This window comes from Actinoplanes siamensis (assembly GCF_016862395.1).
In the GTDB taxonomy this organism is placed as follows: Bacteria; Actinomycetota; Actinomycetes; order Mycobacteriales; family Micromonosporaceae; genus Actinoplanes; species Actinoplanes siamensis.
Window position 1 is genome coordinate 57,381 of the sequence record NZ_BOMW01000009.1, and the last position, 13,490, is coordinate 70,870.

9 protein-coding genes are annotated in these 13,490 nt (G+C 71.8%); 8 read left to right on the top strand and 1 reads right to left on the bottom strand.

Translation table 11 applies throughout. The annotated features are described in order from the left end of the window. Positions 1-4 precede the first annotated feature (4 nt). Both ileS and Asi03nite_RS04515 read left to right on the top strand, forming a co-directional pair. Positions 5-3,091 carry an isoleucine--tRNA ligase gene (gene ileS / locus Asi03nite_RS04510; protein ID WP_203677121.1) on the top strand — a complete coding sequence of 1,029 codons (3,087 nt, stop codon included), beginning with the start codon at positions 5-7 and terminating at the stop codon, positions 3,089-3,091. Positions 3,092-3,178: 87 nt separating this feature from the next. Then, positions 3,179-3,568, top strand: coding sequence for a PPOX class F420-dependent oxidoreductase (locus Asi03nite_RS04515; RefSeq protein ID WP_203677122.1), 390 nt, complete (start codon positions 3,179-3,181; stop codon positions 3,566-3,568). A 52-nt stretch (positions 3,569-3,620) separates the two neighbouring features. On the opposite strand, the gene Asi03nite_RS04520 is transcribed toward Asi03nite_RS04515, so the two are convergent. Next, complete coding sequence (locus tag Asi03nite_RS04520; RefSeq protein ID WP_203677123.1) at positions 3,621-4,019, bottom strand: DoxX family protein; 399 nt, start codon at positions 4,017-4,019, stop codon at positions 3,621-3,623. A 470-nt stretch (positions 4,020-4,489) separates the two neighbouring features. On the opposite strand from Asi03nite_RS04520, the gene Asi03nite_RS04525 reads away from it, so the two are divergent. The 6 genes from Asi03nite_RS04525 to Asi03nite_RS04550 all read left to right on the top strand — a co-directional run bounded on the left by Asi03nite_RS04525 (position 4,490) and on the right by Asi03nite_RS04550 (position 13,312). Continuing rightward, on the top strand, positions 4,490-5,830 hold the full coding sequence (locus Asi03nite_RS04525; RefSeq protein WP_203677124.1) for a bifunctional 3-(3-hydroxy-phenyl)propionate/3-hydroxycinnamic acid hydroxylase: 1,341 nt from the start codon (positions 4,490-4,492) through the stop codon (positions 5,828-5,830). Between the two features lie 97 nt (positions 5,831-5,927). Further along, entirely contained in the window at positions 5,928-6,428 is a 501-nt protein-coding gene (locus tag Asi03nite_RS04530; protein ID WP_203677125.1) for a hypothetical protein, read from the top strand. Then, positions 6,428-7,795, top strand: coding sequence for a hypothetical protein (locus Asi03nite_RS04535; RefSeq protein ID WP_203677126.1), 1,368 nt, complete (start codon positions 6,428-6,430; stop codon positions 7,793-7,795). Before Asi03nite_RS04530 ends, Asi03nite_RS04535 begins: the two co-directional genes overlap by 1 nt. A 185-nt stretch (positions 7,796-7,980) precedes the next feature. After that, on the top strand, positions 7,981-9,315 hold the full coding sequence (locus Asi03nite_RS04540) for a vWA domain-containing protein (RefSeq protein WP_444978638.1): 1,335 nt from the start codon (positions 7,981-7,983) through the stop codon (positions 9,313-9,315). A gap of 20 nt (positions 9,316-9,335) precedes the next feature. Continuing rightward, on the top strand, positions 9,336-10,448 hold the full coding sequence (locus Asi03nite_RS04545; RefSeq protein WP_203677128.1) for an ATP-binding protein: 1,113 nt from the start codon (positions 9,336-9,338) through the stop codon (positions 10,446-10,448). Next, positions 10,445-13,312, top strand: a complete 2,868-nt coding sequence (locus tag Asi03nite_RS04550) for a DUF5682 family protein (RefSeq protein ID WP_203677129.1) — start codon at positions 10,445-10,447, stop codon at positions 13,310-13,312. The genes Asi03nite_RS04545 and Asi03nite_RS04550 overlap by 4 nt, the downstream gene beginning before the upstream one ends. The last annotated feature ends 178 nt before the right edge of the window (positions 13,313-13,490 follow it).

Genomic DNA, 13,490 nt, shown 5'->3' on the forward strand with positions numbered 1-13,490 from the left:
CGGCATGTACCGCCCGGTTCCGGCTCAGGTTGACCTGCCCGCCCTCGATCACGAGATCCTCCGTTTCTGGCGGGATCGCGACATCTTCGGACAGACCCTGCGGCAGTCCGCGGGGCGCCCCGAGTGGGTGTTCTACGAGGGCCCGCCGACCGCGAACGGCATGCCGGGCGCGCACCACATCGAGGCGCGCGTCTTCAAGGACGTGTTCCCGCGCTACCGGACGATGAAGGGCTACCACGTCGCCCGCAAGGCCGGCTGGGACTGCCACGGCCTGCCGGTCGAGCTGGCCGTGGAGAAGGAGCTGGGCTTCTCCGGCAAGCAGGACATCGAGGCGTACGGCATCGCCGAGTTCAACGCGCGGTGCCGCGCCTCGGTGACCCGGCACACCGACGCGTTCGCCCAGCTCACCGAGCGCATGGGCTACTGGGTGGACATGGCCGGCGCGTACCGGACGATGGACCCGGAGTACATCGACTCGGTCTGGTGGTCGCTCCGGCAGATCTTCGACAAGGGCCTGCTCGTCGAGGACTTCCGGGTGGCCCCGTGGTGCCCGCGTGACCAGACGACGCTCTCCGACCACGAGCTGGACCAGGGGTACGAGATCGACGTCGACCCGTCGGTCTACGTCCGGTTCCCGCTGACCTCGGGCCCGCTGGCCGGCACCACGTCGTTGCTGGTCTGGACGACCACCCCGTGGACCCTGGTGTCGAACACCGCGGTGGCGGTGCACCCGAACGTGACGTACGTGGTGGTCACCGACGGCCGGGAGCGCCTGGTCGTCGCCGAGCCGCTGATCCCGGAGGGCTGGACGCCGACCGGCGAGAGCTTCCTGGGCAAGGAGCTCGAGCGGTGGACGTACCGGCGTCCGTTCGAGCTGGTCGAGGTGCCGGACGCGCACATCGTGATCCTGGCGGGCTATGTCACCACCGACAGCGGCACCGGACTGGTCCACCAGTCGCCGGCGTTCGGCGCGGACGACCTGGCGAGCTGCCGCGCCTACGGCCTGCCGATGGTCAACCCGGTGCGCCGGGACGGCACGTTCGAGCCGGAGATCGAGCTGGTCGGCGGGATGTTCTTCCGCGAGGCGAACGCCCCGCTGGTCGAGGAGCTCGAGGAGAGCGGGCTGCTCTTCAAGCACGAGCCCTACGAGCACAAGTACCCGCACTGCTGGCGCTGCCACACCGCGCTGATCTACTACGCGCAGCCGTCGTGGTACGTGCGGACCACCGCGGTGCGCGACGCGCTGCTGCGCGAGAACGAGAAGACGAACTGGCAGCCGGAGAGCATCAAGCACGGCCGCTACGGCGACTGGCTGAACAACAACGTCGACTGGGCGCTGTCGCGCAACCGGTACTGGGGGACGCCGCTGCCGATCTGGCGGTGCGCCGACGGCCACCTGACGTGCGTGGGCAGCCGGGCCGAGCTCAGTGATCTGACGCATCGCGACCTGTCCGGCCTGGACCCGCACCGCCCGTTCATCGACGAGATCACCTTCGCCTGCCCGGAGTGCGGGCAGACCGCCACCCGCGTCCCCGAGGTCATCGACGCCTGGTACGACTCCGGGTCGATGCCGTTCGCCCAGTTCGGCTACCCGTACCGGAACAAGGAGCTGTTCGAGCAACGCTTCCCCGCGCAGTTCATCTCCGAGGCGATCGACCAGACCCGCGGCTGGTTCTACACCCTGATGGCCGTCGGCACGCTGGTCTTCGACCGCTCGCCGTACGAGAACGTGGTCTGCCTCGGCCACATCCTCGCCGAGGACGGCCGCAAGATGTCCAAGCACTTCGGCAACATCCTGGAGCCGATCCCGCTGATGGACCAGCACGGCGCGGACGCGGTCCGGTGGTACATGGCCGCCGTCGGCTCCCCGTGGTCGGCCCGCCGGGTCGGTCACACGGCGTTGCAGGAGGTGGTCCGCAAGACCCTGCTGACGTACTGGAACACTGTCGCGTTCCAGGCGCTCTACGGCCGTACCGCGAACTGGACGCCGGAGACCGTGGTGGCGGGCCGCACCGCGATGGACCGCTGGGTCCTCTCCGAGCTGCAGGTGCTGATCCAGAAGGTGGACGCCGCGATGGCGGCGTTCGACCCGCACGAGACCGGCAAGCTGATCGCCGCCTTCATCGACGACCTTTCCAACTGGTACGTCCGGCGCAGCCGGCGCCGGTTCTGGCGCGGTGACCCGGCGGCGCTGGCCACGCTGCACGAGGCGCTGCGCACGGTGACGCTGCTGATGGCGCCGATCACGCCGTTCGTCACCGAGCGGGTCTGGCAGGACCTGATCGTCCCGGTCGACCCGCGGGCGCCCGAGTCGGTGCACCTGGCCGCGTTCCCGGAGCCGGACGGGTCGCTGATCGACGAGCGGCTCTCCGCGCAGATGGCGACCACGCGCCGGCTGGTCGAGCTGGGCCGCACCGCCCGCGCCGAGTCCGGTCTCAAGGTCCGCCAGCCGCTGTCGCGTGCCCTGGTCTCCGGCGCCGCCGACCTGTCCGGCGAGCTGCTCGGTGAGATCGCCGCGGAGCTCAACGTGAACGCGGTGGAGCCGCTGGCCGGCTCCTTCGTGGAGACGACCGCGAAGGCGAACTTCCGCGCGCTGGGCAAGCGGTTCGGCAAGGCGGTCCAGCAGGTCGCGGCCGCGATCCAGGCGGCTGACGCCGCGCTTCTCAAGACCGGTCTGCGTACGGCGGGAGCCGCGACGGTCACGGTCGGCGGTGAGGAGATCACGCTGTCCCCGGAGGAAGTGGTGATCACCGAGACGCCGCGTGAGGGCTGGGCGGTCGCCTCGGACGCCGGCGCGAGCCTGGCCCTGGACCTGCACCTGACGCCGGAGCTGCGCCGGGCCGGACTGGCCCGGGACGCGATCCGGCAGATCCAGGAGGCCCGCAAGACCAGTGGCCTGGAGGTCTCCGACCGGATCCGGTTGCGGTACCAGGCCGGCGGGGACACCGCGCTGGCCCTGACCGAGCACGGTGCGCTGGTCGCCGACGAGGTGCTGGCCACCGACTTCGCCGAGGGCGAGCCGGACTGGGCGCAGCCGCGCGTCTTCACCGACGAGTCGATCGATCTGACGTTCTGGCTGACCCGGGTGTGACCTTTCCGCTTGCGCCCGGCTCGGGTCCCGCTCGAGCCGGGCGTCCGCCGTCTACGCCGGAGTGGACGTCTGGGTAGGGTCGAGGGCATGAGCGTCATTCCGGACAGTCATGTCGACCTGCTCCAGCGCCCGCTCTTCGGCCACTTGGGGACCACGCGCCCCGACGGGCAGGCGCAGGTCAACCCGATGTGGTTCAGCTACGACGGGGAGTTCCTCTACTTCACCAACAGCACGCAGCGCCGTAAGTACCACAATCTGCGGGCCGACCCGCGGATCAGTCTCTCCATCAACGACCCGGAGCAGCCGTACCGCTATCTCGAGGTCCGCGGAGTGGTGGAGCGCATCGACCCGGACACCTCCGGCGAGTTCTTCGCGGAGCTGGCCGCCCGCTACGACATGAGGTTCGACGGCCCGCCCGGCGACGTGGAGCACCGCGTCGTCCTGGTCGTGCGCCCCACCGCCGTCAGCTTCCAGTGACCGTTTCCGGCCGGCTCCGCGGGTTGCCCGGGAGAGCCGGCCGGACGCTCGGTCAGACGGGTTCCGGCACGCGTTCCGGGGCGGCGCCGCGCCGGCTCGCGATCAGGCCGTCGAGCGACCAGGCGCCTGCCCCGACCGTCGCGATGAGCAGGAAGTTCCACGCGTACAGGGCGGGCAGGACACCGCCGTTCTGGATCGGCATCAAGCCGGCTTTCTGGTGCACCACGAAGTACGCGTAGGCCATCGAGCCCGAGGCCAGGATCGCGGCGGGCCGGGTGAACAGTCCGACCATGACGAGCAGTCCGCAGACGAACTGGATCAGCGCCGCGTACCAGTTCGGCCAGGTGCCGACCGGGATCGCCTCGCCGGTGCCGCGGTTGCCGCCGAGCATGCCGAACAGTCCGGCCAGCCCGTGACAGGTGAACAGCAGGCCGACGACCACCCGGAACATCGGCCAGACAATGTGGGCGTAGCGGGGGGAAGACAATAGATGCTCCTCTACCTGATCGGGGCTCCTCAGGTATCGAACGCTACCGATGCGTTCTGGGAGAATTCTCAGAGCGGTCGTACGCTTACGTCCCGCTGTTATCTGAATCATAGGTCGGCCCTCCATGGGCGCGATGTCGGCTTCATCCTCGGTTCGGCCAGCCGCAGCCGAGCTGTTGTCCAAAGCCTCAGCCTAACTCCGCCAGGGCTCTGAGCTGCGGTTTCGCGACTTGTTGAGGGCCTGGGCGATCCAGGCGGCGGGGACCGTCGCGGCTCCGGTTGACCTCAAGCCGGGTTGATGTCCCGAAAGTTCTCCGCGTGGACGTGACCGCGTACCTGGACCGGATCGGACTGTCGCTGTGGGAGGGCGGCCGGGTCGCCGCCGAAGCCGGCGCCTGCGTGGCGGTGCTGCGCGCGCTCTCCTAGGTTTGTCCGGTGGACCATGTGCCGGTAGTGATCGTCGGAGCCGGGCCGACCGGGCTCACCGCCGCCCTGATGCTGGCCCGGCGCGGCGTCGGCTGCCTGGTTCTGGACCGGTTCGCCCAGCCGTACCCGCTGCCCCGCGCGGTGCACTTCGACGACGAGGTGTTCCGCGTTTTCGCCGGGCTGGGCCTGGCCGGCGAACTGCGGAAGATCTCCCGGCCGGCGCCGGGGATGCAACTGGTCGACCCGGCGCTGCGGCCGCTCGCCACGTTCACCCGGGATCCGGTCGGGCCGCACGGCTTCCCGCAGGCCAACATGTTCGATCAACCGGATCTGGAGCGCCTGCTGCGCCGCGAGCTGAGCGATCTGCCGCACGCCGGGATCCGCGGCGGGATCGAGGTGCACGACATCGTGCAGCCCGACGCGGGGCCCATTCATGTCCGTTATCGATCAGTTGATACCGGGGTCGGGGGAGACCTGCTCGCCGACGCCGTGCTCGGCTGCGACGGAGCGAACAGCCTGGTCCGGTCATCGATCGCCGCCGGCTGGGAGGACCTCGGCTTCACCCAGAACTGGCTGGTCGTGGACGCGACGTCGCCGGCGCCGCTGGACGTCTACGACGGGGTCCAGCAGGTGTGCGACCCGGTGCGGGCGGCCACCTTCATGACGGTCACCCCGAACCGCTACCGGTGGGAGTTCCTGCTGCGTGAGCCGGTGGACGCGGCGCAGCGGATCCGCGCGTGGGCCGATCCGCGGCGGCTGACGTTCCTGCGGGAGACGGCGTACACGTTCCGCGGGGCGCTCGCCGAGCGCTGGCGCGACCGGCGGGTGTTCCTGCTCGGCGACGCGGCACACCTGACCCCGCCGTTCATCGGTCAGGGGATGTGCGCGGGGATCCGTGACGCCGCCAACCTGACCTGGAAACTCGCGTTCGTGCTGGCCGGGCGGGCCGACGACCGGCTGCTGTCGACGTACGAGAGCGAGCGGAGGCCGTACGCGAAAACCATGATCCGGATGGCGATGCTGATCGGCTCGGTGATGACCGGTGGCAGCCGGCGCTCGGCGCCGCTGCGCCGCGCGTTGCTACGGACCGTGACCCGGCTGCCGGGCGCGGAGCGGCGGGCGACGACCGTCGTCTGGCCGTCCTTGCGCCGAGGCCCGCTGGTCGGCCCGGGCGGCGGCCGGCTCTGCCCGGCGGAGCTGGACCCGTCGCTCGGCGACGGCTTCGCGATGATCGGCCGGGGCACGCCCGGGGCGCTGCTGATCCGCCCGGACCGGATCGTGGCGGCGGCCGGGCGGCGGGCCGGCCCGGAGCTGACCGCGACCGCCGGAATCCACACTTCCGGGCTCTGAGCTGGGCTTGTCAGGATCGGCGGGGGATCCGCCGACGTTTTTGTCGTACCGCTCCGATACAACTACCTCCACTCGATTCCCGAGGGAGGGATCTGTTGTGACAACTGATGGCGCCGACTACGAGCGGCGCAGCTCAGCGCCCGTCATCGCGCCGGCCCAGCCGCGCAAGCTGGCCAAGGTGCCGTTCGTGGAGCTGGCCGACGGGCGTCTGCAGGGGGTGGTGTCCAGCGGCTCCGACGTCGAGCGGGTCTACGTCTCCTCGATCACGGCCGGTGACCACGGGCTGAGCTGCAACACCAACAACAATCGGCCGTGCGGCGGCCTCTCCGGCGGCTCGCACCCGTGCAACCACCTCCGCGCGCTGGCCGACGCCGCCCTCGCGCAGTACGGTCGGGACCGCGTCGCGCGCTACCTGAGGGCCGACCTCGCCGACGACGCCGCCGACCTCTGGTCCGGCCTGCACACCACCGCCGCGCCGAACCGCGCCGCCGAGGTGTTCGCCAGCTTCCTGCGGCACCTGGCCTACCTCGAGGTCGAGCCGGCCACCGACCCGCTGCCCGAGTTGCAGTGGTTCCCGGCCGCGGCGGCGGTGCGCTGATGCTCGCCGACGCCCTGCGCGGTGTGCCGGACCGTCTCGATGAGGCGTTGTCCCTGGTCGACGGTGTGGACGACGCTCTGGTCCACGGCCTCGCCCGGATCGACGAGGAGCGCGCCGCCGCCCTGGAGTCGCTCGCCGCCGCCTTCGCCGGCTCGCCGCTGGCCGACCGGGTCGCCGACGCCATCGGCAAGATCCTCGCCGGCACGGTCACCGACGAGCACCTGGCCGCCCTGGCCGGCGCCCGCGCGGCGCTGCTCGGCGCCGCCCACGACGCGCTGGTGTCCAGCCTGGACACAGCGCTCGGCCGGTCTCGGCAGGCCTCGGCTCCTGCCGCGTCCACGACCGATTCTGGTCACCTGCTCGCGGGCGGCCGGTCCTGGCTGCGCGAGCTGGCCATCGCCGGGTGGCGCGGGGTCGACCACGAGCTGGCCGGCGGCGCGGCGCAGGCGGTGCAGTCGCTGCTCGCCACGCCGGGCGCCCGCCGGCTGGCGGTGCTGCTCGACGGTTTCGCCGCCGAGCTGCGCGCGGCCGCGCCGGTGGCCACACTGCCGCGGATCCCGGCGCGCCGCTGGGCCGACCTGTGGACCCGGGCGCTGCTGCTCGCCCAGGGCGGCTACCCGGTCCCGCCGGCCACGCCGGTCGACGGGCGCCTGGTCGTCCTCGGCGTCGACCTGCACGAGCATCCGACGGTGTTCCGCGCGCAGGCCCACGCCCTGCTGGAGACCTCCGGCGGCAGGGTCCGGCTGGTCCGCACCAGCGTGGCCGCGGCCAAGGTGGACACCATCAGCGGGCCGTCCGCGTGGCGGATGCTCGGCGCGTTCCCGATCTTCCGGGCCGTCCTGGCCGAGCGCCGCACGGTCGAGGTCTCCGGGATGGGGCTCACCCCCGGCGGCGACCTGATCTGGGACGAGTCGAGGGCGGCCGCCGGGGAGCCGGCCGACCCGTTCGCGGCGGCCCGGGTGCGCCTCGGGGCGGCGGCCGCGCTGCCGGTGGACGTGTTGGACCGGCATCCCGCGGTGCTCGCCGAGCCGGTGCTGCTGGAGGGCTACCGGCCGGCCGGCGAGGCGTTCGACCTCGGGGGCGGGGTGACAGTGGCGCTCGACCTGGCCCGGCTGCCGGCCGCGGGGCCGCTCACGCCCGCCCTGGTCGCCTCCTCGACCGCCTGCCTGGGGCTGCTCCGGTGGGACGGGCGGTGGCTGCTGCAGCCGCTCGCGGTGCAGGCGGTGGTGAAGAAGAAGCCGGTCGCGGTGCACGGCGGGGACTGGGCGCTCGGGCCGGCCGACGCCAAGGCCGCCAAGGCGGAGGCCGCCGCCGGCACAGCGGTGGACGTGCTGCGCGAGCGCGCGGGAAGGCTGTTGCGGAAATGAGCGCTTCTCCGGCTTTCGACGCGGGCGCCGCTCCTTCGTCCGGCGTGGTCTCGGGTGCGGCCGCTGCCTCCGGTGCGGGCGCCGCTTGCGGCGGGTCCGCGCAGACTCGGCGGCAGATCCTCTACTGGCGGCTGCTCGCGCGTCTGTTCGACCCCGAGGAGCAGGCCGCTCTGGAGTCCGGGAGCATGGCTATCGTCGGCGATCTGGGGCTGCCCGCGGCGGTGCTCGACCCGGCCGTCTCGATGGACACGCTGGTGCAACGGTTCCCGCAGCTGGAGGCGGAGTTCGACGGCCTGATCAGCGATCCGGGCGAGGACCGCGACGGCGAGGTGCGCCGCGCCGCGCTGGCCTCCAAATTGCTGCTCAACGTGTTCGCGACCGGCTCCGGCAACGTCACCGCCGAGCGGTTGCAGCGATGGCAGAGCGACGCCGGCTGGTTCGAACGGGCGATGGGCTGCCAGCCCGGCGAGCTGCGCGGCCGCGCGGCCGGCGCGGGCGCCGGCCTCGGTGGCGGCAGCGGCGCGGGGCTCGGTGGCGGCAGCGGCGCCGGTTCCGGCGGGGGCAACGGCGCCGGTGCGGGCAAGGGGGCCGGCGCGGGCCGCGGAGCCGGTTCCGGCGCGGGCAACGCGGCCGGTCTCGGCGCCACCCTGGCCGGGATCGAGGCCGACCTGGTGAGCCGGATGCGGCTGCGTGAGGTGCTGGCCGACAACCGGCTCGCCAAGCAGCTCACCCCGAGCATGTCGCTGATCGAGCAGCTGCTGCGGGACAAGGACAACCTGGACGGCGTCGCGCTCGCCAACGCGAAGGCGCTGATCCGCCGGTTCGTCGACGAGGTGGCCGAGGTGCTGCGCACCCAGGTGGCGCAGGCCAGCCAGGGGACGATCGACAGGTCCGTACCCCCCAAGCGGATCTTCCGGAACCTCGATCTGGATCGCACCATCTGGAAGAACCTGCCGAACTGGAGTCCGGAGGACGAGCGTCTCTACGTCGACCGGCTCTATTACAAGCAGACCGCCAAGCGGATCGAGCCGGCCCGGCTGATCGTGGTGGTCGACCAGTCCGGCTCGATGGTGGACGCGATGGTCAACTGCACCATCCTCGCCTCGATCTTCGCGGGGCTGCCCAAGGTCGACGTGCACCTGGTCGCCTACGACACCCGGGCGCTCGACCTCACCCCGTGGGTGCACGACCCGTTCGAGGTGCTGCTGCACACCCACCTCGGCGGCGGCACCGACGGCACGGTCGCGCTGGAGCTGGCCCGCCCGAAGATCACCGACCCGCGGAACACCGTGGTCGTCTGGATCTCCGACTTCTACGAGTGGCGGGAGCAGGCCGTCTGGGACGGCATGCAGTCGATCCACCGCACCGGGGTCAAGTTCATCCCGGTCGGCTCGGTCAGCAGCGGCGGCCACCAGAGCGTCAACCCGTGGTTCCGGCAGCGCTTCAAGGACCAGGGCACCCCGGTCCTGTCCGGACACATCAAGAAGCTCGTCACCGAGCTCAAGAACTTCCTCGTCTGACATCGTTTAGGAGACCCCTGATGAGTGACATGCTGCGCGCCCCCGCCGAGGTCAAGTACGCGGAGGAACTGGACTGGCTGGAGTCGGTCGACGACGGTCCCAAGCCGTTCTCGTGGCGGCTGAGCCCGAAGATGGTGCGCCTGTTCATCCTCGGCTCCGAGCGCTCCGACGGCCTGGACCGCCGGATCGAGCAGAAATGGTACGGCGACCGCAGCTTCGTCGAGCGCTCCATCGTCACCCTGGCCTCGGACCGAGGGCTGCTGCTGATCGGCGACCCGGGCACCGGCAAGAGCTGGCTCGCCGAGTTGCTGGCCGCCGCGATCAGCCGCAACTCCACGCTCGTCGTGCAGGGCACCGCCGGCACCACCGAGGACCACATCAAGTACTCGTGGAACGTCTCGATGGTGATCGCCAAGGGCCAGTCCCGCGCGTCGATGATCCCGTCGCCGATCATGACGGCGATGGAGCACGGGGTGATCGGGCGTTTCGAGGAGCTCACCCGCTCCACCAGCGACGTGCAGGACGCGCTGATCTCGATCCTCTCCGAGAAGTACGTGTCCATCCCCGAGCTGGACGACGACAACATCGTCTTCGCCAAGCCCGGCTTCAGCATCATCGCCACCGCGAACAGCCGGGACCGCGGCGTCAACGACCTCTCGTCGGCGCTCAAGCGGCGCTTCAACTTCGTCCGCATCCCGGTGGTGACGAACAAGAAGAGCGAGGCGGAGATCGTCCGCTTCCGCACCGAGGAGCTGCTGCGCCGGCACAACATCGAACTGGAGGTGCCGCCCACCCTGCTCGACGTGCTGCTGCAGAGCTTCGCCGACCTGCGTGCCGCCGCCACGTCCGCGACCAGCGACGACGAGCGCCTGGAGTCGGCGCTCTCGACCGCCGAGCAGATCGGTGTCCTGGAGGACGCCATCCTGCACAGCAACTTCTTCGGCGCCAGCAAGCTGACCGCCGAGACGCTGGCCGGGTCGCTGGTCGGCTCGCTCGCCCGGCGCAGCCCGGAGGACCTGGCCATCCTGAACAAGTACTGGCACGGCGTGATCGAGCCGCGCAGCAAGGAGAAGAGCGGCGAGTGGACCGGGTTCCTGGAGGGCGGCCGCCAGGCGATCGCGACGTTGTCATGACCTTCGACTCACTGCGTGAACAGCTGCTCGGCGCCGCTGAGGCGCTCGGCGGCGGACCGGCGACGCTGCCGGAAATCCTCGCCGGGATCGTCGACGACGTCGACCACGCGCTGCGCGAGCCGTTGGAGATCTTCCCGGTCTGTCACCACTCGCCGGCGTCCGCGCTGGCCATGCTGCGGCGGCTGCGCGACAAGCAGCCCAAGGTGGTCTACCTGGAGCTCTGCGAGGACCTGCAGCCGCTGCTCACCGAGCTGCGCAACTGCAAGCTGCCGGTGGCGCTGCAGGCCTTCGCGTCCGAGCTGGAGGGCTTCCCGAAGGAGTCGGCGCCGCTCTCGGTGATCGCGCCGGTCACCGAGGCGTCCGCGGAATACCAGGCCATCTCGTACGCCCTGGAGACACCAGGCGTCTCCCTGGTCCTCGTCGACAGGTCCACCGACCACGTGTTCCAGTTCCTCGGGGAAGGCGCCGCGGCGGAAACTCCGGACGGTGAGGACGATCTGCACGGCGACGCGGTCGGCGTGGAGATCGGCGACCTGCGGCCCCGGTTCGCCGAGCTGGAGGAGCACCTGCTGCACCACGGACGGGTGCGGCACTGGTCGGAATGGTGGGACCAGTACGTGGAGCAGCCCCTCGCCGGGGCCGACCACGACACGTACCGGCAGGTCATGACCATGGTCGGCAGCCTGTTCCGGCGGCTGGCCCCGCACGATGCGCGGTATGCGCGCGACGAGGACCGCGAACGCCACATGTGGACCCGGATCCGCGCGCACCTCGCCGCGACCGGCGCCGATCCGGCGGACTGCCTCTACGTCTGCGGCGCGTTCCACGCGGCCAGCCGCCTGCCCGAGGTCGGTTCCGCGCCGGGCACGCCAAACTTCGCGATCACCCCGCGGACGGCGACGACCTGGCTGTACGGCCTGATCCCGTCCAGTCACTCGGCGATCGAGGCGCAGTTCGGCCTGGCGCCCGGCTCGGTGTCGATCGCCGCCACGACCTGGCAGAAGAACCTGAAGAAGCAGCGACTCAAGCCGTTCCGGCTGGACGGGCAGAAAGGTGGTCGCCTGCCGCTGCCGGTCGCGGCCGGCGGGCCGGTCGCCGACCACCTCAGCGGCTATCTCGCCGGGCCGCCGGCGCTGGACGGGCTGGACGAGGAGGAGCTGCGCGGCTGGTGCGTGGACATCGTCCGCCTCGCCCGCCGCAACGGGTACCTCGCCAGCACCGCCGACGCGATAGCGGTCTTCGAGACGTCCGTGCTGCTCGCCGGGATGCGCGGGCGGGCGCGGCCGACGCCGTACGACTTCCAGGACGCCGCGGTCACCTGCATCGAGAAGGACCGCGTGCCGGGCCGCCGCGACGTGCGGCGGCTCTGCGAGATCCTGCTCGGAGGCGACCGGGTCGGCCAGGTGGGCTACGACGCGCTGCCGCCGCTGGCCCGCGACGTCTACGACCGGCTCGCCCCGCTCGGGCTCAACCTGGAGCAGCGCAGCATCCAGCGCGCGCTGCTCGACCTGACCGCGAGACCCGAGCTGGCGCCCTGCTCCCAGCTGCTCTGGATGCTGCGCTACCTGCTGCCCGACCAGGCGGTCCGCCCGATCATGGGCAGCCGCAGGCTCGGCGAGAAGCATTTCCAGGAGAGCTGGGACCTCGACCTCGGCCGTCACCAACGGGCCGTCATCGAGCTGGGCTACGAGGGCGTCACCGTCGAACAGGTCCTGGAGCAGCGGCTGCGCCGGGACGCCTGGGACCCGAAGGCGACCGCGGCCACCGCCCTCGAGGCGGTGGAGAACTCCATGCTGTTCCTGCAGAGCCCGCGGCTCACCGACGAGCTAGGCGCCCGCGCCGTCGAGCTGCTCGCCGCCGAGCGCACCGTCGACGAGGCGCCGGACGTGCTGCGGCGCATCCGGCGGCTGCTCGGGCACTACCGCTCCACCACGCCCGTGCTGCCGTCCTGGTGCGAGCGGTTCGTGACCGTGGGGTACGCGCACTACTGCACCCTGCTGCCGACCGCCTTCGTCGAGGAGGAGAGCGGTGTCCGGCAGGTCGGCGCGATGCTCGGCTTCTTGTTCGGCATGGAGAGCCTGGCGTTGTCGCTGGGCTGCGACAGGACCCAGCTGGAGATCGCGGTCCGGCAGTCGCACCCGGAGACGCCGGCCAAGCTGGCGCTGCTCTGGGCGGCCCGGCACCAGCTCGGCGACCTGTCCCTCGCGGAGCTCCGGGCCCTGGTCGACGACCTGCTCGGCAACCCGCTGGTGGTGCCGGCGGTCCCGCAGTATGTCAGCGGGTTCGTGCAGGCGCTCGAACCGGTCCCACGCCTGGCCCCGTTCGTTGTCGAGACCCTCTCCAAGGCGTTCGGGCGGCTGCCCGACCCGGTGCTGCTGCCGTGGCTGCCGACGCTGATCACCACGCTCCAGTCGCAGGCCGCGGAGCTGGTGCCGGTGCTGACCCGGGAGGCCGGGCGTACCTTCCCGGCCACGCTCGCCGGGATGGAGGGGTGGACGCCGCCGTGGCTCGCCCGCCGGGCGCCCGGTGCGTCCGGTCGCGCCGGCCGGGCGCCGAGCGGGTCGGGACTCGCCGGTCAGGGGGCGACCGGGTCGGAGGTCGCCGGCCCGGAGTCGAGCGGGTCGTGGACCGCCGGCCGGGGGCCGAGCGGGGCCGACGCCGCTCCGGGGGCGGTTGGCGGTCCGGTCGGGGTGTTCCTGGCCGCGCATCCGGAGAGCACGGAGGCGGTGGCGGGGTTGCTCGGCTGCTCGGGGGAGTGGGTGACGGCTCCGGCCGTACCGGACGATGATCGGCCCGGACCAGCAGCCTTGCTGGCAGCGTTCCCGGAGACCGCCGACGCCGTGTTCTCGATGATCGGCTCCTGATCCGCGCTGGTCCGGGACGTGCCCGCGTCCCGGACCAGCCGCGGCGCACGACAGGAACTCCGGTCCGCCCGCGATTCGCCCGGCGGCCGGCTCGCTTGCGCGTCCCGCCCGTTCCTGGGCGCGGCGCTTCGCCGAGCGCGGCCTTTCCCGGCGCGGTGCTTCTCGGGGCGTGGCCTTT